This window comes from Algivirga pacifica (genome assembly GCF_039543525.1).
Taxonomy (GTDB): Bacteria; Bacteroidota; Bacteroidia; order Cytophagales; family Flammeovirgaceae; genus Algivirga; species Algivirga pacifica.
In genome coordinates, this window is sequence record NZ_BAABJX010000025.1 from 1 (window position 1) to 21,881 (window position 21,881).

Annotated in this window: 18 protein-coding genes; 14 read left to right on the forward strand and 4 right to left on the reverse strand. The window is 42.4% G+C overall.

The genetic code is table 11. The features are described 5' to 3' along the window. The first annotated feature begins 198 nt into the window (after nt 1–198). Nucleotides 199–990, forward strand: coding sequence for a gluconate 5-dehydrogenase (locus tag ABD985_RS08510; RefSeq protein ID WP_425550440.1), 792 nt, complete (start codon nt 199–201; stop codon nt 988–990). A gap of 44 nt (nt 991–1,034) precedes the next feature. Next, nucleotides 1,035–2,363: an MFS transporter gene (locus tag ABD985_RS08515; protein ID WP_345370897.1), complete on the forward strand. Its 1,329-nt coding sequence runs from the start codon at nt 1,035–1,037 to the stop codon at nt 2,361–2,363. A 43-nt stretch (nt 2,364–2,406) separates the two neighbouring features. Here ABD985_RS08515 and ABD985_RS08520 read toward each other — a convergent pair whose 3' ends face one another. After that, a complete protein-coding gene (locus ABD985_RS08520; RefSeq protein WP_345370900.1) occupies nt 2,407–2,703 on the reverse strand; it encodes a hypothetical protein in 297 nt (98 codons plus the stop codon). A gap of 427 nt (nt 2,704–3,130) precedes the next feature. On the opposite strand from ABD985_RS08520, the gene ABD985_RS08525 reads away from it, so the two are divergent. The 6 genes from ABD985_RS08525 (at nt 3,131) to ABD985_RS08550 (ending at nt 8,564) form a co-directional block, all read left to right on the forward strand. Further along, nucleotides 3,131–3,409, forward strand: a complete 279-nt coding sequence (locus ABD985_RS08525) for a co-chaperone GroES (RefSeq protein WP_345370902.1) — start codon at nt 3,131–3,133, stop codon at nt 3,407–3,409. A 124-nt stretch (nt 3,410–3,533) separates the two neighbouring features. After that, the gene (groL, locus tag ABD985_RS08530; protein WP_345370904.1) at nt 3,534–5,168 is read left to right on the forward strand and encodes a chaperonin GroEL; all 1,635 of its coding nucleotides are present in this window, start codon (nt 3,534–3,536) and stop codon (nt 5,166–5,168) included. Between the two features lie 407 nt (nt 5,169–5,575). Continuing rightward, nucleotides 5,576–5,932 (forward strand): RDD family protein, encoded by a 357-nt coding sequence (locus ABD985_RS08535; protein WP_345370907.1) that lies wholly within the window; start codon nt 5,576–5,578, stop codon nt 5,930–5,932. 98 nt (nt 5,933–6,030) lie between these two features. Continuing rightward, entirely contained in the window at nt 6,031–6,279 is a 249-nt protein-coding gene (locus tag ABD985_RS08540) for a hypothetical protein (RefSeq protein ID WP_345370909.1), read from the forward strand. Nucleotides 6,280–6,471: 192 nt separating this feature from the next. Beyond that, the gene (locus tag ABD985_RS08545) at nt 6,472–7,542 is read left to right on the forward strand and encodes an aldose epimerase family protein (RefSeq protein WP_345370910.1); all 1,071 of its coding nucleotides are present in this window, start codon (nt 6,472–6,474) and stop codon (nt 7,540–7,542) included. A 113-nt stretch (nt 7,543–7,655) separates the two neighbouring features. Continuing rightward, nucleotides 7,656–8,564: a Ppx/GppA phosphatase family protein gene (locus ABD985_RS08550; RefSeq protein ID WP_345370912.1), complete on the forward strand. Its 909-nt coding sequence runs from the start codon at nt 7,656–7,658 to the stop codon at nt 8,562–8,564. A gap of 188 nt (nt 8,565–8,752) precedes the next feature. Here the strand turns inward: ABD985_RS08550 and ABD985_RS08555 are convergent, their stop codons facing one another. From ABD985_RS08555 to ABD985_RS08565, 3 genes are all read right to left on the reverse strand, one after another. Continuing rightward, nucleotides 8,753–10,093, reverse strand: coding sequence for a right-handed parallel beta-helix repeat-containing protein (locus ABD985_RS08555; RefSeq protein ID WP_345370914.1), 1,341 nt, complete (start codon nt 10,091–10,093; stop codon nt 8,753–8,755). Nucleotides 10,094–10,506: 413 nt separating this feature from the next. Continuing rightward, nucleotides 10,507–11,847, reverse strand: coding sequence for a right-handed parallel beta-helix repeat-containing protein (locus ABD985_RS08560; RefSeq protein WP_345370916.1), 1,341 nt, complete (start codon nt 11,845–11,847; stop codon nt 10,507–10,509). Nucleotides 11,848–12,295: 448 nt separating this feature from the next. Continuing rightward, nucleotides 12,296–13,636, reverse strand: a complete 1,341-nt coding sequence (locus ABD985_RS08565) for a right-handed parallel beta-helix repeat-containing protein (RefSeq protein ID WP_345370918.1) — start codon at nt 13,634–13,636, stop codon at nt 12,296–12,298. 543 nt (nt 13,637–14,179) lie between these two features. On the opposite strand from ABD985_RS08565, the gene ABD985_RS08570 reads away from it, so the two are divergent. The 6 genes from ABD985_RS08570 (at nt 14,180) to ccsA (ending at nt 21,746) form a co-directional block, all read left to right on the forward strand. Further along, nucleotides 14,180–15,490 (forward strand): sterol desaturase family protein, encoded by a 1,311-nt coding sequence (locus tag ABD985_RS08570; protein WP_345370919.1) that lies wholly within the window; start codon nt 14,180–14,182, stop codon nt 15,488–15,490. 411 nt (nt 15,491–15,901) lie between these two features. Further along, nucleotides 15,902–16,498 carry a cytochrome c nitrite reductase small subunit gene (gene nrfH, locus ABD985_RS08575; protein WP_345370921.1) on the forward strand — a complete coding sequence of 199 codons (597 nt, stop codon included), beginning with the start codon at nt 15,902–15,904 and terminating at the stop codon, nt 16,496–16,498. Nucleotides 16,499–16,535: 37 nt separating this feature from the next. Then, nucleotides 16,536–18,050, forward strand: coding sequence for an ammonia-forming cytochrome c nitrite reductase (gene nrfA, locus ABD985_RS08580; RefSeq protein ID WP_345370923.1), 1,515 nt, complete (start codon nt 16,536–16,538; stop codon nt 18,048–18,050). A 109-nt stretch (nt 18,051–18,159) separates the two neighbouring features. Next, nucleotides 18,160–19,437, forward strand: a complete 1,278-nt coding sequence (locus tag ABD985_RS08585; protein WP_345370924.1) for an alginate export family protein — start codon at nt 18,160–18,162, stop codon at nt 19,435–19,437. A 250-nt stretch (nt 19,438–19,687) separates the two neighbouring features. Then, nucleotides 19,688–20,956, forward strand: coding sequence for a cytochrome c biogenesis ResB family protein (locus tag ABD985_RS08590; protein ID WP_345370925.1), 1,269 nt, complete (start codon nt 19,688–19,690; stop codon nt 20,954–20,956). Continuing rightward, complete coding sequence (gene ccsA / locus ABD985_RS08595) at nt 20,949–21,746, forward strand: cytochrome c biogenesis protein CcsA (RefSeq protein ID WP_345370926.1); 798 nt, start codon at nt 20,949–20,951, stop codon at nt 21,744–21,746. The genes ABD985_RS08590 and ccsA overlap by 8 nt, the downstream gene beginning before the upstream one ends. The last annotated feature ends 135 nt before the right edge of the window (nt 21,747–21,881 follow it).

The window sequence follows — 21,881 nt, forward strand, 5'->3', positions numbered from 1 at the left end:
GTTATCGGTTATCGGTTATCGGTTATCGGTTATCGGTTAAGAAAATTATTTTACCCCTAAACGATAAGCAATAATCGATAGACTTTTTTCAACATTTTTTTTAAACGATAAGCGATAAACAATAACCGATAACCATTGCATGGCGCCCGTAAACATTTTCCAACAAACACATTACACAACACACTGAAGAAATAAACCATGATTTTAGATCGTTTTCGATTAGATGGAAAGAATGCCTTGATTACCGGAGGCACCCATGGCCTGGGTATGGCCATCGCCAAGGGGCTGGGAGAAGCTGGTGCTACACTTATCATCAATGATGTATTTGAGGATAAACTACAAGCTGCTCTGGAAGAATATAAAACGGCAGGATTGGAAGCTTATGGCTACCACTTCGATGTGACGGATGAAGACTCTGTCAAGGAAGCCTTGGAGCGTATTGATAAAGAGAGAGGAGGAGTGGATATCTTGGTCAACAATGCTGGAATTATTGACCGTACCCCAGCCCTAAACCTCAGCGTAGATACCTTCCGAAAAGTATTAGACATTGACTTGGTAGGCCCATTCGTTATGTCTAAATATGTAGGGGCACATATGAAAGAAAAGGGAGGTGGAAAGATCATCAACATGTGTTCCATGATGAGTGAACTAGGCAGAAACAGTGTATCGGCCTATGCCGCTGCCAAGGGAGGTCTAAAGATGTTGACCCGTAACCTAGCGACGGAATGGGCCAAGTACAATATCAATGTCAATGGTATTGGCCCTGGTTACTTTGCGACCACGCAAACTGCCCCAATTCGAGAAGAAGGACATCCTTTTAATGAGTTTATCCTCAACCGTACTCCTGCGGCTCGCTGGGGTGATCCGCAGGACTTGCAAGGTGCCGCTGTTTTCTTGGCTTCTGCGGCCTCTGATTTTGTCAATGGGCATATTGTCTATGTGGATGGGGGTATTCTGGCCACCATTGGCAAGCCCCATGGGGAAGAATAAATATGATATCTTTTACGCTACCTTAACTGAACACACTACTTACTATGGATACGACTAACCTCAAGGAGACGGCTACTGTTGCCTCTCCATCCCCTACCCCCAACAAGGAAAAGAAAAGTAATTATCGCTACCGTATTCTAGCCTTGCTTTTTACAGCGACGACCATCAACTATATGGATCGAAGCATCATGGGGGTATTGGCACCTACGCTAGAACAATTGTTCCAATGGAGCAAGACCGATTATGCCACTATCAACATTGCCTTTAAAATGGCGTATGCCATCGGCATGCTTTCCATGGGCGGTGTTATTGATAAATTTGGCACTCGTATTGGGTATATTGTCGCCATCGCCACCTGGAGTGTTTTTGGCATGGCGCATGCCTTACTTAAACCTGCTTTTGGGTTAATAGCTTTCATTATTGCTCGTTTTGGACTAGGCTTTGGAGAGGCGGGTAACTTTCCCGCAGCCATTAAGTCTGTGGCTGAATGGTTTCCTAAGAAAGATCGTGCTTTCGCTACGGGGATCTTTAACTCTGGATCAAATGTAGGAGCGATCCTTGCCCCTATTGCTGTAGGATTAATTGTCTCAGAAGATGGCACCAACTGGCAGTACTCTTTCCTAGTAACAGGAGTATTCAGTGCGCTTTGGGTCTTTCTGTGGTTTACCATGTATCGTAAACCCGAAAAACACCCCGCTGTGAATCAGGCTGAGCTGGAATATATTGAAGAAGGAGAAGAAAGAGAGCACGCGTCCCTTTCATGGTCAAAAGTGGCAAGGCTAAAGGAAACCTGGGCCTTTGCTATTGGCAAAATGACCGACGGGGTATGGTTTTTCTTTATGTTCTGGAGTGGAATGTTCTTCAAGGATACCTTTGGTGTAAGCATCAAGGAACTAGGCGTTGCTTTAGTCATTGTCTATGTGTTTGCCGACTTGGGAAGTATAGGAGGAGGATATCTGTCTAAGTTCTTTATAGGCAAAGGATGGACCTTGAATAAAGCTCGAAAGATCTCTTTACTGATCTGTGCCCTATGTATTGTACCAGTAGTCTTTGCAACACTTACCGACAACCAGTGGATTGCTGCAACCTTGATTGCCTTGGCTTCAGGAGGGCATCAGGCTTGGTCCGCTAACTTATTTACCCTGGCCTCTGATATTATGCCTAAAAAAGCGATTGCTTCTGTTGTGGGGATTGGCGGAATGATTGGTGCCGTTACAGGGATGAGTATTGATTTCTTACTAGGCCATTACCTGGATTCTTTCGGGCAGGGAGCTTACTTCTGGATGTTCTTGGTCGCAGGAGTCTCTTACCTGATTATCCTGACTATTGTTCACCTGATTGTTCCTACACTGACACCAGTGAAGATCAAGTAAAAAAGAAAGGGCGACCACAAGGGTCGCCCTTTCTTCAAAAATACTACTTCTGCTTCTCTATCAACTGTATCGTACGATCCAAGTGAATCGCTTGCTCCCGCATATACGTAAAAAACTCTCTCCAATCTTCTTGAATCAAGGTAGTGCTTCTGACTTTTAGCTGCCTTAATTCATTCATAAACTCATAGTAAGTAAGTTTCCACCAACATTTCAACCTTTCGGGAAAAGCCGTCAATTGGTAATCACGCCTTAGCGCCTGGTACAGTTGTGAGGTCAAACGTTCTTTTTGCTTCAAGAGTGTCTTGTAAAAAGACTCTTCATGCGAAAATTTTGGCTTCATAGATGGGAATAAGCAAATATGTGGTAGTTAATTTATTGGTGTCTATGTAAGATAATGTAAAAAAATCTGGAAAATTGAGCAACTGCGTAAAATAACATTAACAAAGGAAAGGCAGTTATCAGTGAACAATGAACAGTGATCAGTGATCACTGATCAGTGATGAATTTACTTGAGAATAAATTTAAAATTCATAATTCATAACTCCTCACTGATAACTATTCACTGTTCACTGCCTTTTTGTCACCCCTCCCCGACGCTGTCAGTATACTAACTCAATTTGTCAGGTTTCAACAGCAAATTTGACAGCCGTTCTTCTTAAAATACCTCAAAATCCTCCCAATTTTCATAATGGCACGAGAAGTGATAAGTCCTTATGCGAAATACTATAATTTCGAGTTCAAAAAACGTTTAAACATTATTTATCAATATGTCAACAGTAAACATCAAACCACTTGCTGACAGAGTGCTGGTGGAGCCAGCAGCTGCAGAAACTACTACTGCCTCAGGCATCATCATTCCAGATAATGCAAAGGAAAAACCTCAGAGAGGAACCATCGTAGCGGTAGGACCAGGTACAAAGGATGAGCCTCTTACAGTAAAAGTTGGTGATACTGTATTGTATGGCAAATACTCAGGTACAGAGCTAGCGCACGAAGGGAAAGATTACCTGATTATGAGAGAGGCGGATATCTACGCAATCATCTAATCAAAGGTACCAAACCAAATGATACCAGATCGCTTCAAGCATACTGGAATCTACTCAGGAGGACTTCTTAGCCTCCGAAAAAATAGTTTAAAAATAGACATTTCATTCAAAACGAAATATAAATATGGCAAAGGAATTATTCTTTGACGTTAAGGCTAGAGAAGGCCTTAAAGCAGGTGTTGACAAATTGGCTAACGCTGTAAAGGTTACTTTGGGACCTAAAGGTAGAAACGTAATCCTTGACAAATCTTTCGGAGCTCCTCACGTTACTAAAGACGGGGTTTCTGTAGCTAAAGAAATCGAACTATCTGAGCCTATCGAAAACATGGGTGCTCAGTTGGTAAAAGAAGTTGCTTCCAAGACTGCTGATATGGCAGGTGACGGTACCACTACTGCAACGGTATTGGCGCAAGCAATCTTCACACAAGGTATCAAGTACATCGCTGCCGGTGCAAACGCAATGGACGTGAAGCGTGGTATCGATAAAGCGGTCGCTTCATTGGTAGCTGCCCTTCAAGGTAACTCTAAAGCGATCAACAACAACAAAGAGATCGAGCAAGTAGCTACTATCTCTGCAAACAACGACTCTGAGATCGGTACAATGATCGCAGAAGCGATGGAAAAAGTTGGTAAGGACGGTGTGATCACTGTTGAGGAAGCAAAAGGAACAGAAACTGAAGTGAAAACTGTAGAAGGTATGCAGTTTGACAGAGGTTACCTTTCTCCTTACTTCGTAACCAACACAGAAAAGATGCAAGCGGAGATGGAGTCTCCATTCATCTTGATCTACGAGAAGAAGGTTTCTACGATGAAAGAACTTCTTCCTGTATTGGAGGCAGTTGCACAAACTGGTAAGCCTCTAGTAATCATCGCTGAGGATGTAGACTCTGAAGCATTGGCTACATTGGTAGTAAACAGAATCAGAGGTGCGCTGAAAGTAGCAGCGGTTAAAGCTCCTGGTTTCGGTGACAGAAGAAAAGCTATGCTTCAGGACATCGCTGTCCTAACAGGTGGTGTAGTAATCTCTGAAGAGACTGGTATGAAGCTAGAGGATGCTACGATCGATATGCTAGGTACTGCAGAGAAAGTGATTATCGACAAAGATAACACGACTGTAGTAAACGGCGCTGGTAGCTCTGATGCTGTTGCATCTCGTGTAGCAGAAATCAAGGTTCAGATCGAGAACACTACTTCTGACTACGACAAAGAGAAACTTCAGGAGCGTTTGGCTAAACTAGCTGGCGGTGTGGCGATCATCTATATCGGTGCAGCGACTGAGGTTGAAATGAAAGAAAAGAAAGACCGTGTAGACGATGCATTGGCAGCCACTAGAGCGGCGGTTGAAGAAGGTATCGTTGTCGGTGGTGGTGTTGCCTTGCTAAGAGCTTCTTCTGCACTGGAAGGACTTGCAGCTGACAATGACGACCAAAACCACGGTATCGAGATCGTTCGTCAAGCGATTCAGGCTCCTTTGAGATCTATCCTTGAGAACGCTGGTCTTGAGCCTTCAGTAATCGTTCACAACGTATTGGCAAAAGACGGAAACTATGGTTACAACGCTCGTATCGATGAGTACCAGGATCTAGTAGAAAATGGTGTAATCGATCCAACGAAAGTAACGCGTTTGGCACTAGAGAACGCTGCGTCTATCGCCTCTCTTCTATTGACTACAGAGTGTGTAGTTTCTACAGAGAAAGAAGAAGGTGGTGCTGCTCCTGCAATGCCTCCAATGGGTGGTGGAATGCCAGGCATGATGTAAGCAACTACTGCTTAGCAGACTACGCATATAACTTGAAGGCCTACCTCTTTTTGGGGTAGGCTTTTTTTTAGTTTGGAGGCCAATAACACTAATGGACTAAACACTAAGTTTTCTGATAGAAATAAAGGGACTACTTCCAAATGGATAAAGGAGGAAGGTATAGAAGTCTCTGGATAATAATCATTCTTCCTTCCTCCTTTATCCTTCAACTGTTTGAAAGTAGCACTCAGTTATAAGTTTACTTAGCAATCAATCCACTAGAACAGTGTCCGATAAATAAACTTGAAATTCACTAGGTTTAATTGGATAAATTATTTTATTTCGACCTAACCAAAAACTTTTTTGACGAACACATTTTTTCATGTGTCTTCTAATCAAATCATTCGTTCACTTTTTCTTATTCAGAGATGAATAGCGTAACAAGAGGCCTAAATTTCATTATCGACAACCTTATTTTTTTACTGATTGCCTTCAGTTTTTCATTCTTATTACAATCTACATTGGAGCAACATATTGTTCGCAACATACTGATTGTCACTTACTACCTATACTATTTTCTTTTTGAGTGGTTATTGGGGAAAACACCGGCTAAATTCCTAACAAAGTCACAAGTAGTAAGCCTTCAGGGAGAGCAGAGTCCTTCTTTTGGACAGATCCTGATTCGAACGATTTCAAGAATGCTTCCTATTGATTTTATATCCTATTTCTTTTCAGGAAATGGCATTCATGACTATATATCAAAAACAAGATTAGTGAAGTGTTGATACTGAGATTTATCCCATCAAACAACATATCCTAATCATTCTTTATACTCTTTTTGAGTGATTATTTTTTATCCATTTTCTAAAAACTAATTTTCTAAATGAAAAACGTTATCAAATTCGTTGCTATTGCGCTTGTAGCTGTTTCTGTTTCTAGCTGTGCTACTGTATTTGGTGGTCCAATCACTGATTACCAAAGAACAAGACCTGCTGCAGGTGAGCCACAAAGAGAAATCCGCGTAGGTGCTTTGGTAGCCGACCTTCTACTGTTCTGGCCAGGTGCTGTAATTGACTTTGCTACTGGCGCAATCTACAAGCCACATCCTTCGGCTACAGCTGCCAATAAGTAGTCCTTTGGGAAAATAACCCTATACAATAAAGGAGATCAGGTATACCCCGATCTCCTTTATTTTTTCCCTTTATATACTTCAATTTTTTGCCCTGACTATCTTCCTGTAATATATTGCTTACGCAAAAGAATGAACCAAGGTATTTCTATACCTCATCACATCCATTCACCTTATTAACCAAAATTACAGAAGATGAATAAGCCTACCATTACCAAATCTCCCTGGAGCGAAGAAAATGTCTATCGTTATCACTTAGAAAATGAAAAAGGAACGAAAGTAACACTCACAAATTATGGGGCACATATCCTTGAAATCTTTACAGTAGATAAAGAAGAAGAACTTGCTGACATCACTTTAGGAGTGGATACTTTAGAAGAACTAAAAGGAGATCATCCATTTTTTGGTTCTACTGTGGGTCGTTTTGCCAACCGCATCGCCAACGGAAAATGTCAAATTGATGGAAAAGAATACTCCTTTGCCGTTAACAATGGTCCCAATCACCTACACGGCGGACCCGACGGCTTTCACCGACAAATCTGGGAAAGTGAAATCAGTGAGCACAATGGTTTACCTGCAGTCAAAATGACGCACTTAAGCCCTGATGGGCATGAAGGATACCCTGGTAATCTACAGGTTACCCTGTACTTCACCCTTTCCAACAGCAATCAACTGGCAATCTACTATCAGGCCACTACGGATAAAGAAACCGTCATCAACCTCACCAACCACGCCTATTTCAATCTATCTGGGAAAGGGAATATCCTGCAGCATGAATTGATGATCAACGCTGATCACTATACACCTGTAGACAAAGATTGCATTCCGACAGGAGAGCGAGCGGAAGTAATAGGTACGCCATTTGACTTTACCACCTCCAAAAAGATTGGTATGGACATTAAAGAGGAGCATCCTCAAATTATCATTGGCAACGGTTATGATCACAATTTTGTCCTCAATAAAACCGACAAAACACTCTCTGCTGCCGCTGAGGTGACAGACCCTGCGTCGGGTAGGTTCTTGAAAGTTCAAACCACAGAGCTTGGCATGCAACTGTACACTGCCAACGGCTTGGGTGGCACCAAAGGGAAAGGAGATACTACCTACGAAGACTTCGGGGCTTTATGCTTAGAAACACAAAACTTCCCAGATGCCCCAAATCAAGAAAACTTTCCTTCTGCCTTTCTAAAGCCAGGAGAAACCTATGAGCAAGTTACTATTTTTGAATTTGGAACGATCAAGGGTAAGAATGGCTTTTTCGTTTAAATCAAGTAAAAGGTATCAGGTCAAAGGTATGGTATGTTAATGACATTTTACTTTTTACCTATTACTTTTTACCTTTTACCTTTTTAGACACTACTAACTAAACTACACAACACATGCGACTCGCTTCCATAGACATTGGCTCCAATGCCATCCGATTTCAGGTGGTTAACCTCAACGAAGACCAGAACAATAAAAAGCCTTATAAGAAAATAGAACAGATTCGTTTTCCTCTTCGTCTCGGACAGGACGTATTCCGCATGGGAAAGCTCAGTAGAGTCACTGAAGAGAAATTCGTCAAGCTGATGCAAGTGTTCAAAACATTGATGGACGTCTATGAGGTGGATGACTATATGGCTTGTGCCACCTCTGCGATGCGGGAATCAGAAAACGGTCGGGAAATTATCCGAAGAGTATACTATCAACACGGTCTCAAGATCGATATTATAGATGGAAATCAGGAAGCGGACATCATTCATATGGCCATACAAAACTGGATTCCACAATATCCATGCATGCATATCGACGTGGGCGGTGGTAGTACAGAACTAAACATCTTCCTTAACCAAAAAAAGATTGCCTCCAAGTCTTTCAAGATTGGTTCTGTTAGAAGCACGTTACTCTCCGATGAAGAAAGAGAAGAGATCTTTGAAAAAATGCAACATTGGCTGCATACCTTAGATATCGACACTGAAGAGGAGTTCATTGCTATCGGTACAGGGGGAAATATCAATAAACTCTTTAATATGTCTCCTCAGAGTGAGCAAAAGAGTAAAACTACTTTTCTGGAAGAACTGGAAGAACTACAACTATTTATTGAGCAACATAGCTTTGAAGAGCGTATACAGAAGCTCAAGATGAATAAAGACCGAGCTGATGTCATTCTCCCAGCCTCCGACATTTATATACGCACCATGAAAATGGTCAATGCCCACCGTATTATTGTACCGGGAGTAGGCATGAAGGATGGTATTTTGTTGTATATGATGGAGAAAATTAAGGCGTGGAACGGAGTTGAGTTATGAGTTATGAGTTATGAGTTATGAGTTATGAGTTATGAGTTATGAGTTATGAGTTATGAGTTATGAGTTATCCTCAAGAAAAAATTAAAACTCATAACTCATAACTCATAACTCCAGACTAAAAAAATCCCTCTCCACATCAACTGCGGAAGAGGGATTCTCTCAACTTGTTATCATCTCTAAGGAAGAAATTACTCTACCTCATAACCCATTTCCATACCATGGTAGTATGAACCTGATTTAATTCTATAGTTTCCGTCCAACTCGATTTTCGGTAGTTCTACCGTTTCGTTGCCTTCAAGGGTGTGCATATTCGGGTTACCACCTGAGTACTCAATCACCTTGGCATCACCTCTTGGTGAGAACTTGTTGTCCTTGATCAATACACCATGACTGGCGATCATTGACTTAAACAATACCCCTTCGTAATCACGGAAGAAATTATCCCTGATCTCTAGCATTGCTCCACGGTCTACCCTTGCCTCTGTTTTCAGGAAGGCTCCTTCTACGTCCTTACCACTTCCTGAGAAGTAGTTGTTATACAACTCAATGCTGTGACCACCCTTGATAAACAAGAATCTTGAATGTGTATCAGCAATAATGTTATTGTAATACTTACCGGTTGACCAGTCACCAATCTGGAATCCCTGGTTCTGCATTGGAACACCTGACGTACCCCCGTTGATCATGGTGTTGTTATACACCTCAATATCACCGGTTACGTTGGCTACCTGGAACAAGTCCCATCCTGTATCGTGAATCAAGTTGTTATACACTTTCAAACCAACGATATCGTGGGCCTTATCTACTTTCGTCTGACCAATATACATCCCCTCACCGTGTACGTGGTGAATATGGTTATGGTGCAAACGTACGTTTGTCATCGTCCAGCCCTGGGCATCATCCGTTTTTGCCAGGATACCAGCAAATCCCGTGTTCTCAATATGCGTATACGCTACCTCAAAGTCAGTAGACTTCCCATCAAAAGAGAATCCTGATGATCCAGACTCCGAGATATGGATACCATAGTAATGCTCCGGGTTACCATTACCCAATACACGAACGTGCTGTGCATCAATAAACTTCAAAGCGTGCTGACCGGCATCGGTACCTGCAATCTCTACCTTATCCTTATTGGTAATAACGATTGGCTCACTCGCTGATCCCTTAAACCCGATCAATGTCAACCTTGGACGAGGACCTGTACCTGCTCGGAAGGCCAAAACAACCCCTGGCTTGTTCCACTCTGGCTTATCAGATGCCTTTACATAAGTATCTGAGGTCTCAATCCAGTAATCTACTTTTCTTACCTGACCGTCCACTAATACCTCGTCTTCGGCCAAGGCTATATTACCGATCTCCTTCTCACTTCCTTCACTCTCTTCATCAGCATATTCGCCATTATCTATCATTGTACCATCTTCACCTTTCAATTCTGTAATAGGATCATTCTGATCTTTACATGAGAAGGTTGAAAAGGCAAGTCCTGTCCCGAGAATAATCGTGGCAATTGTTCTTCTTGTAACTTTCATAACTGCTATAATTGAATCGAAATAGTTTTGTCTGTTATTGTTTTTGGTATCCTTGACCATCCTTTCAATGTCGCGGACATCTATAAGACAAAATACCCTACCTTTTCGTTTGCCAATTCCCTTAATGGCACTTAACGGATATGAACGACTGTTAATAATGCGTCTTTATAAGCTGGTTTTGTGCAAAATCGCCGCAGAATAGCTTAATGTGATTGCTTAAATTTTTAATTTTCAATGATAAACTTTCAGAGAGTTAGGAGTCTGGAGTTTGGAGTTTGGAGTTTGGAGTTTGAAGAAAAAGATAAACTCATCATTCCAGACTCATAACTCATAACTCCAGACTAAAAAATCCCTCTCCACATCAACTGCGGAAGAGGGATTCTCTCAACTTGTTATAATCTCTAGGGAAGAAATTACTCTACCTCATAACCCATCTCCATACCATGGTAGTATGAACCTGATTTAATTCTATAGTTATCGTCCAACTCGATTTTCGGTAGTTCTACCGTTTCGTTGCCTTCCAGGGTGTGCATATTCGGGTTACCACCTGAGTACTCAATCACCTTGGCGTCACCTCTTGGTGAGAACTTGTTGTCCTTGATCAATACACCATGGCTGGCAATCATTGACTTAAACAATACCCCTTCGTAATCACGGAAGAAGTTATCCCTGATCTCTAGCATTGCTCCACGGTCTACCCTTGCCTCTGTTTTCAGGAAGGCTCCTTCTACGTCCTTACCACTTCCTGAGAAGTAGTTGTTATACAACTCAATACTGTGACCACCCTTGATAAACAAGAATCTTGAATGTGTATCGGCAATAATGTTATTGTAATACTTACCTGTTGACCAGTCACCAATCTGGAATCCCTGGTTCTGCATTGGAACCCCTGACGTACCCCCGTTGATCATGGTGTTGTTATACACCTCAATATCACCGGTTACGTTGGCTACCTGGAACAAATCCCATCCTGTATCGTGAATCAAGTTGTTATACACTTTCAAACCAACGATATCGTGTGCCTTATCTACTTTCGTCTGACCAATATACATTCCCTCACCGTGTACGTGGTGAATATGGTTGTGGTGCAAACGTACGTTTGTCATCGTCCAGCCTTGGGCATCATCCGTTTTTGCCAGGATACCGGCAAATCCCGTGTTCTCAATATGCGTATACGCTACCTCAAAATCAGTAGATTTCCCATCAAAAGAGAATCCTGATGATCCAGACTCCGAGATATGGATACCATAGTAATGCTTCGGGTTACCATTACCCAACACACGAACGTGCTGTGCATCAATAAACTTCAAAGCGTGCTGACCGGCATCGGTACCTGCAATCTCTACCTTATCCTTATTGGTAATAACGATTGGCTCACTCGCTGATCCCTTAAACCCGATCAATGTCAACCTTGGACGAGGACCTGTACCTGCTCGGAAGGCCAAAACAACCCCTGGCTTGTTCCACTCTGGCTTATCAGATGCCTTTACATAAGTATCTGAGGTCTCAATCCAGTAATCTACTTTTCTTACCTGACCGTCCACTAATACCTCGTCTTCGGCCAAGGCTATATTACCGATCTCCTTTTCACTTCCTTCACTCTCTTCATCAGCATATTCGCCATTATCTATCATTGTACCATCTTCACCTTTCAATTCTGTAATAGGATCATTCTGATCTTTACATGAGAAGGTTGAAAATGCAAGTCCTGTCCCGAGAATAATCGTGGCAATTGTTCTTCTTGTAACTTTCATAACTGCTATAATTGAATCGAAATAGTTTTGTCTGTTATTGTTTTTGGTATCCTTGACCATCCTTTCAATGTCGCGGACATCTATAAGACAAAATACCCTACCTTTTCGTTTGCCAATTCCCTTAATGGCACTTAACGGATATGAATGACTGTTAATAACGCGTCTGTATAAGCTGGTTTTGTGCAAAATCGCCATAGAATAGCCTAATGTGATTGCTTAAATTTTCAATTTTCAATGATGAACTTTCAGAGAGTTAGGAGTCTGGAGTCTGGAGTCTGGAGTCTGGAGTTTGGAGTTTGGAGTTTGGAGTTTGGAGTTTGAAGAAAAAGATAAACTCATCATTCCAGACTCATAACTCATAACTCATAACTCCAGACTAAAAAATCCCTCTCCACATCAACTGCGGAAGAGGGATTCTCTCAACTTGTTATCATCTTTAAGGAAGAAATTACTCTACCTCATAACCCATCTCCATACCATGGTAGTATGAACCTGATTTAATTCTATAGTTTCCGTCCAACTCGATTTTCGGTAGTTCTACCGTTTCATTGCCTTCCAGGGTGTGCATATTTGGGTTACCACCTGAATACTCAATCACCTTGGCATCACCTCTTGGTGAGAACTTGTTGTCCTTGATCAACACACCATGACTGGCAATCATTGACTTAAACAAGACACCTTCGTAATCACGGAAGAAGTTATCTCTGATCTCTAGCATTGCTCCACGGTCTACCCTTGCCTCTGTTTTCAGGAAGGCTCCTTCTACGTCCTTACCACTTCCTGAGAAGTAGTTGTTATACAACTCAATGCTGTGACCACCCTTGATAAACAAGAACCTTGAATGTGTATCGGCAATAATGTTATTGTAATACTTACCGGTTGACCAGTCACCAATCTGGAATCCCTGGTTCTGCATTGGAACGCCTGACGTACCCCCGTTGATCATCGTGTTGTTATACACCTCAATATCACCGGTTACGTTGGCTACCTGGAACAAATCCCATCCTGTATCGTGAATCAAGTTGTTATACACTTTCAAACCAACGATATCGTGGGCCTTATCTACTTTCGTCTGACCAATATACATCCCCTCACCGTGTACGTGGTGAATATGGTTATGGTGCAAACGTACATTTGTCATCGTCCAGCCTTGGGCATCATCCGTTTTTGCCAGGATACCGGCAAATCCCGTGTTCTCAATATGCGTATACGCTACCTCAAAGTCAGTAGATTTCCCATCAAAAGAGAATCCTGATGATCCGGACTCCGAGATATGGATACCATAGTAATGCTTCGGGTTACCGTTACCCAACACACGAACGTGCTGTGCATCAATAAACTTCAAAGCGTGCTGACCGGCATCGGTACCTGCAATCTCTACCTTATCCTTATTGGTAATAACGATTGGTTCACTCGCTGATCCCTTAAACCCGATCAATGTCAACCTTGGACGAGGACCTGTACCTGCTCGGAAGGCCAAAACAACCCCTGGCTTGTTCCACTCTGGCTTATCAGATGCCTTCACATAAGTATCTGAGGTTTCAATCCAGTAATCTACTTTTCTTACCTGACCGTCCACTAATACCTCGTCTTCGGCCAAAGCTATATTATTATCTATTTGAGAATCATCACTGTCATCCCCATCGGTGTTTCCTCCATTATCAATCAGGTTACCTTTATCTCCTCCAAGATCTGTAATAGGATCATTCTGATCTTTACATGAGAAGGTTGAAAATGCAAGTCCTGTCCCGAGAATAATCGTGGCAATTGTTCTTCTTGTAACTTTCATAACTGCTATAATTGAATCGAAATAGTTTTGTCTGTTATTGTTTTTGGTATCCTTGACCATCCTTTCAATGTCGCAGACATCTATAAGACAAAATACCCTACCTTTTCGTTTGCCAATTTCCCTAATGGCACTTAACGGATATGAACGACTGTTAATAACTCGTCTGTATAAGCTGGTTTTGTGCAAAATCGCCACAGAATAGCCTAATGTGATTGCTTAAATTTTCAATTTTCAATGATTAATTTTCAATTGATGACTTATTCATGGCTGTTAGAGCTTGTTTGGAATACTGATTCAGAAAGAAAATTCCTCTAATCACTGCTCAAATCAACTCATATTTTCATCAAATAGAACCACTATTATCTTCAAATCTGACTTGATTTGAACAGGTTATAGAAATTTTCTCTATCTAAATCAGTATTCCAAACAAGCTCTTAAGCGCTTATAATTGATTTAACTATTGGTTGAAACGTTTATTATAAATTAATATCTTATGTAACATTACCCACTACACCTACTATTTACAATAAACACCCTTACCACATGAGCGACTTTGCTACCAACGTGTACATCATCAGTGCACCTATTATCATCGGACTACTCATCTTGGAAATTGTCTATTGCTTATGGAAAGGCAATGGATACTACCAGTTCCAGGATACGGTTGCCAATATCGGAACAGCAATTGGTAACCAATGTGTCAACCTTGTCGTTGCTGCTATTATCCTAAAAACCTTCGAATGGTTGCATACCAACTATGCTATCTGGGAAATAGAGAATAACTGGTGGACCTTAACTCTCCTGCTGCTGCTTATCGATTTTCTATTCTACTGGTTCCATCGGTGGGGACATACCTATAATATCCTATGGGCAGCCCATATGCCTCATCACTCCTCCGAAGAAATGAACCTAGGTGTAGGTCTTAGGGCCAGTGTTACCCAACGTATCTTTGCTTTCACAGTCTTTTGGCCCCTCCCCCTTATTGGATGGGATGCCAGCACCATCTATGCTATGGTTGGTCTCCACCTATTAGGGTCTTACTGGCACCATACACGTGTCATCAATAAACTCCCTTGGTTTGAGAAGATCTTTAATAGCCCCTCCCATCACAGAGTACACCATGGCGTTAACCCTCAATACCTTGACAAGAACTTTGGGGAGTTCCTTATTATATGGGATAAAATGTTTGGCACTTTCCAGGCGGAAGAAGAAGAAGTATGTTACGGTGTCACGCATCCTCCCCGCACCTGGGACCCTACCAATATCTACTTCCAATATTGGGCACAAATCTGGAGAGATGCCAAAGCAGCTCCCCGATTGGTCGATAAGGTCAAGATATGGTTTATGCCCTTAGGCTGGATGCCTAAAGGAGTTACCCCTCAAGTAAACTATGAAGGTAGCCCAGGGTATACCTTAAAAGAGCAAGTGAAGTTTGAAAGTCGTCAGTTTAAGGGCGTCAAACCTTATCTGGTGCTTCAAGTAGTTCTAGGACTTGTGTTTATGTATATCACGGTCAATACCAACCTACAAGCTGCTGATGGTAGCCCCTTACTTAGCATCAATGAACGAATATTCTATAGTATAGGGATATTCTTTATGATTACGGCTTGGGGTGGATTACTGGAAGCCAAAAGATGGGCGCCTTTATTGGAGATTTTCCGACTAATGGTATTTGCCGTTATGGGAGGACATGTCATCATTCAACTGGGCTGGAGTCCTGACTGGTTTGGTACTGCAATACTAGGCTTAGGATTGGCAATGGCTTTATGTATTGTATATGTTGCTAAGTTCTTCCGTACTGCCAATACCGAGGGGATACAGACAGAAGGCATGCCTATTCGCAGTGAGCAGTGAGCAGTGAGCAGTGAGCAGTGAGCAGTGAGCAGTGAGCAGTGAGCAGTGAGCAGTGAGCAGTGAGCAGTGAGCAGTGAGCAGTGAGCAAATTGATGCTATCTGTGGGTCTTTGCTAGTGTAGTGGTATTTAATTTTCAATGATTAATTTTCAATTATTTACTACTCGTCGATAGCGACTCATTGATAACTGTTCACTGTTCACTACTATGTAACTTTTCTCACTTAAGATTTATTTATCATTTTTTAAGTTTACCTACCGAACCTACAGTTCTTCAAAAAACTGTATTACAGTTAGTTACAAGGAGATTGATATTGATCATTAAAAAAGGATAACCAAAATCCCCACCCGCAGGCATAGATCCACAGATATTGGCAGTATTCAAATACGAAAGTCAAGATCGAAATATGCCTATGAAAAAGCTGATTACTTTTTTTATTCCACCTCCCCGATGGAGATTACCGGTTATCGTTCTACTGGGTATCTTCTGTGGCTTAGGAGCATATACTATCTATGTATCCAAAGCCTACTCTTATCTTTCTGACGACCCTCAAGCATGCGTCAATTGCCATTTGATGGCACCAGAGTATGCTACATGGCAGCACAGCTCACACCGGGAAGTCACGACGTGTAACGATTGCCATGTCCCACAAGACAATGTCTTCAACAAATACTTCTTCAAGGCGAAAGATGGCTTGTATCACGCAAGCATGTTCACCTTACGAATGGAACCTCAGGTAATACAAATCAAGGAAGCCAGTGCCAATGTTGTACAAAACAACTGTCAACGCTGTCATTCCCATCAAAACGAAAACGTAGCAACCACAGGCATCGACCTGGAAGCTCGCAACCACGGAGAAGGTAAGATGTGCTGGGACTGTCACAGAGAAGTTCCTCACGGAAGAGTTAAGAGTCAATCCTCTACGCCACACGCCAGAGTACCTTTAACCGATAGTCCAACACCTTCATGGCTCAAAGAGGTCATGACAAAAGACACACACACGAAATAAGTAACAGATTTTATTAAGCTATAAACAAGCTTCACATATGAAAAATATCAACGATAGAATCAAAGAAAAGCCAATCCTTGGATGGGTGATCTTTATAGCATCCCTTGTAGGTGTATTTGCCTTAGGACTTCTAGCATCTTCAATTACAGAAAGACGAGCAGAGTCTACTCTTATCGGTAAAGTTCAAACAACTATCAAACCTTTAGAACCCAGAAACGAGAAATGGGGAGAGAACTTCCCTAGAGAGTTTCAATCCTACTATGAAACGGCCGACACCACTTTCCGCAGTAAGCACGGTGGAGGTGCTATGGTAGATATGCTCGAAGAAGACCCTCGCCTAGTCGTATTATGGGCAGGTTATGGCTTCTCCAAAGACTATAACCAAGGTAGAGGCCACGCATATGCCGTAGATGACATCCACAATACCCTTCGTACAGGTGGCCCTATGCATGAAGATGAAGGTCCTATGCCTGCCACTTGTTGGACTTGTAAATCACCAGACGTTCCTCGCTTGATGAATGAGCTGGGCGTAGAAGAATACTATAAAGGAAAATGGGCGCGCCACGGAGAAGAAGTGGTCAACCCTATCGGTTGTGCAGACTGTCACGACGAGAAAACGATGAACCTTAAGATCACTCGCCCTGCCCTTGTAGAGGCATTTGAGCGTCAAGGAAAAGATATACAAAAAGCCACACACCAAGAGATGCGTTCATTGGTTTGTGCACAGTGTCACGTAGAGTACTACTTCGACAAGAACCTTCCGGGTAAAGAAGGCACGCCTTACCTAACGTTCCCTTGGGATAAAGGGATGAGTGTGGAAGATATGGAAGCGTATTTTGATGAGATTGAGTTCTCTGACTGGACTCACAAACTGAGCCGTGCGCCAATGATCAAGACACAGCACCCTGACTACGAGCTTCACCAAATGGGTATTCACGGACAAAGAGGTGTTTCTTGTGCGGACTGTCACATGCCTTACAAAACAGAAGGTGGACAGAAGTTTACAGATCACAAGATCCAGTCTCCTTTGAACAATGTAGCGAACTCTTGTCAGGTATGTCATAGAGAGAGCGAAGGCAACCTTATCCAAAGCGTTTATGAACGTCAGGACAAAATCAAGGAAACCAGAGACGAGCTGGAGATCCAATTGGTAAGAGCGCACGTGGAAGCTAAAAAAGCATGGGACCTTGGTGCAACAGAAGCTCAGATGAAAGCAATCCTGAAGGATATCCGTCACGCACAATGGCGTTGGGACTTCTCAGCAGCGTCTCACGGTGGTTCGTTCCACGCTCCTGTGGAGTTGGGTAGAATTGTCAGCACTGGTTTGGTAAAAGCTTCTGACGCTCGCCTGAAACTAAGCAAACTATTGATCGAACTTGGTCTTAAAGGGGATGTTCCTTATCCAGATCTATCTTCTAAAGAGAAAGCGCAAGAATTCATTGGTCTTCCAATGGAGAAATTGAGAAAGGAGAAAGAAGAGTTTAAGGAAAAAGTACTTCCTAAATGGAAAGCGGCAGCGGAAGCCAGAGAGGCTGGTTACGATGCGAAATAATTAATGTACGGACACGTCAATAGCAAGAACACAACAGTGCCACGGACACGCCAATGGCGTGTCCTTACGTCATTTCAATTGACATTTTTTATCGCAATACTGATTCATTATGAAAAAACTATACATTATCGGCCTTACCCTATTGTTTCCTTTTTTGGGAATGGCGCAGGACTTTACGATCACAGGACAACTAAAACCACGATTTGAGGGCAGACAAGGCTTCAAGACCTTACGTCCGGCAGATGAGAATCTTGATGTCCCTTCTAACTTTGTATCACAACGTTCCAGACTGAGCTTCCTTTATGCCAGCAAAGAAAATAAACTAAGAGTTGGTCTATCCGTACAAGACGTACGTACCTGGGGAGCCACAAAACAATTGGTGATTGGAGATGCTAATAACCTAGGGCTTCACGAGGCATGGGCTGAAATCTTGTTCACTCCAGAGTTCTCTTTGAAGGCTGGTCGTCAAGAACTGGTTTACGACGATGCCCGTATCTTGGGTAACGTAGACTGGGCACAACAAGGACGTAGCCACGATTTGGCATTATTCAAATACGAAAACAACTTTAAGTTACACGCTGGTATTGCCACCAATGCAGCCAGAGAAGGGCTTTATAAGTCAGCTTTTGAAGTATCCAACTACAAGGCGATGCAGTTCTTATGGTTCAACAAAAAATGGGAACAACTGAACCTGAGCGTGATGCTATTAAACAATGGTGTTGAGTTTTCAGAAGTGGCAACTCCTACCCCTGCAGATCTACAAACTGTTTATGCACAGCTTTATGGCTCTCGCTTAGAATATAGAAATGGTACTTTGGCGGTCAATGCCGCTGCATACTACCAGGGAGGTAAAAATAACCTGAACCAAACCTTAAAGGCTTACAACGCTTTGGGCGAAGTATTCTTGACGGTTGGTAAGGGTGTAAAAGTTATGGTCGGTACGGAGTTGCTGTCGGGTACTGATATGGATGCTGAAGATGGCATCAGTCGTTCATTCACTCCATTCTATGGTACAAACCACAAGTTCAACGGTTTGATGGACTATTTCTATGTAGGGAACCACGCCAATAGTGTAGGTCTTGCAGACCATTACGCAGGTGTTTCTTACAAGAAAGATAAGTTCGGGGCTAATCTAAGAGCGCACGTCTTCAACTCCATGGGAAATATTGTGACAGAAGCAACTGATTATGATAAGAATCTGGGAACAGAAATTGACTTGACAGCCAAATATCAATTGACCAAAGAGGTAGGCTTTCAAGCAGGTTACTCTGTGATGAGTGCTACAGAATCTATGGAAGTATTGAAAGGAGGAGACCACACCAAGTTGAATCACTGGGGGTGGGCGATGATCGTCATCAAGCCTACTTTCTTTACGACTAAAAAATAAATGTGAGTATTCTTAGGATTGAGAGCAGTCCACGAATGATACACATTTCTTCAATGTGATAAGGGGCAATACTTTCGTATTGTGCCCTTATTTTTTTGTATTGACGAAAATCAATAATCCAGGGTGACCAAAGTAACACAGGAGGATTTCGCAAAGGACTACCTTGCAAAAAGTCTTTAGGGGAATTATACCCTTATGAAAGCCAGATTAAAGTAAACAAACTGATTCAACAACTTCACTCTGAATCAATATGACAAAAACAATTCACCAAGAAGCCAAAAAAGCTATTCAAAAGCCGCTTTGGGTATTTCCCTGGCAATACAAGGAATCTTTTCTTGTGGCGGCAGGCATTCTGCTTACCGGACTTGCCTTACAAGTTAGTACTGGACAAGAATTACAACCTCTGATATTTCCTTACAATGCGATCTTTATGACTGTATTCTGGGCAGGCATTGCCGGAGTACATTTTGCCTTTAAGAATAATTCGATCGTAAAATGGCTTCGATCTGTACCTGCTTCTATCAGTTCCATTGTACTGGTGGTATTTCTGGTAATGATCATGGGTTCTATCCCTCAGGCAAACTTTACACAGGGAGTTGAAAAAGATATTTTCGGTTTTTCTCATATGACCACTAGCTGGCCTTTTAATCTGGCCATGTTCTTTTTCTTACTAACGTTAGGGTTCACCACCATTAATAGAGTCTTTCCTTTCCAAAAAAGAAATATCGGCTTTATCCTCAATCACTTTGGACTATGGCTTACGGTTGTGTCGGCTACCATGGGAGCCGGTGACCTGGAACGTCTGATGATGGATCTATATGAAGGTAAAGTAGAATATAGAGCTTACGATGACCAAGGTAATATGCAAGAAATGCCTATCGCCTTTAAGTTGAAGGACTTCAAACTAGATGAGTTCACCCCTAAACTAGGTATTGTCAATAACAAGACTGGTAACCTATACCTGGAAGAAGGAAACTCTATGCGCATGATTGAGGAAAATAGTCCTTACGAACTCATGGGATGGGAATTTGAGGTCAAGAAGTACTTTTATGAGTCTGTTCGTTTGTCCAATGGACGTTATGAACCGGTAAACGAAATGGGGGCAGCACCTGCCGCCAAAGTCATTGCCCGCAACCTTGCCACTGGACAAACCAAGGAAGGTTGGGTGAGTAGTGGTAGCTTCCGTAGACAATTTGAGGGTCTTCCATTGACGGATGAGTTCTCTTTAATCATGACCCTGCCAGAAGCTAAAAAGTTCTCTTCAGAGGTCGAAGTATTCACCTACAAAGGAGAGAAATCACAAGCGGTACTAGAAGTCAACAAGCCTTTGGAAGTAGAAGGCTGGAAAGTCTACCAACTTAGCTACGATAGCAATAGGGGACGTTGGTCTACCCTTAGTGTGGTAGAACTGGTAAGGGACCCTTGGTTACCGATCGTTTACCTAGGCATTGCGATGATGCTTTTAGGCGCAATTGACATTATGTGGACAGGCTACAAACAGAAGAATAATCATGAGTAATTGGATAAATTTCCCGGCCTTTGCAGGGATTGCAATCGCCTTGTGGCTGGTCACCATGGGAATTCAGTTGACCAATAACAAACAGAAAGATCTCATTATCTGGATCAGTGGATGGTTGGGCGTAGTCGCCTTAGGAGCGTTCATAGGTTTGCTTTGGCATACACTGGAGCGCCCTCCTATGCGAACGTTAGGAGAAACCCGCCTTTGGTACTCCTTCTTTCTGCCTGTGATAGGGTTATTTACCTTTGCCCGTTGGAAGTACAAATGGCTATTGAACTATAGTATTGTGATGGCTGTGGTCTTCTTGGGTATTAACTATATGAATCCGGATACCTATAACAAAACGCTGATGCCAGCCTTGCAAAGTCCTTGGTTTGTGCCTCACGTGATTGTCTATATCTTTTCCTACGCCATTCTGGCAGCCTCTTCTTTGGTTGCTGTTTATGGCCTATACCAATATTATTACAGCACCTTTAACCACAAAAACCTAGAACTTGCCAATAACCTGGTTTATCTAGGATTTGGTTTCTTGACACTGGGATTACTCTTTGGTGCCCTATGGGCCAAAGAAGCTTGGGGACATTACTGGACCTGGGACCCTAAAGAAACCTGGGCATTCCTTACATGGATGGCTTACCTAGTGTATATGCACTTGCGTTATCGTCATCCGGCGGCTGTGAAGTCGCCCCTATGGTCTTTAGCCTTAGCCTTTGTGGTATTACTGATCTGTTGGTTTGGAGTAAACTACTTACCTTCTGCTCAACAGAGTGTGCATACCTATACTAACTAAAACAATGCATTATCATTCATCCACTTTGGGGAGCTGCACCTTTTTGAGGCGGCTCCTTTTTTTTAATGATTAATGGCTTTGTTGCAACGATATGAAAAAGGCATGAAAAAGTGGTAAGTTTAAGTGCGAACCAAA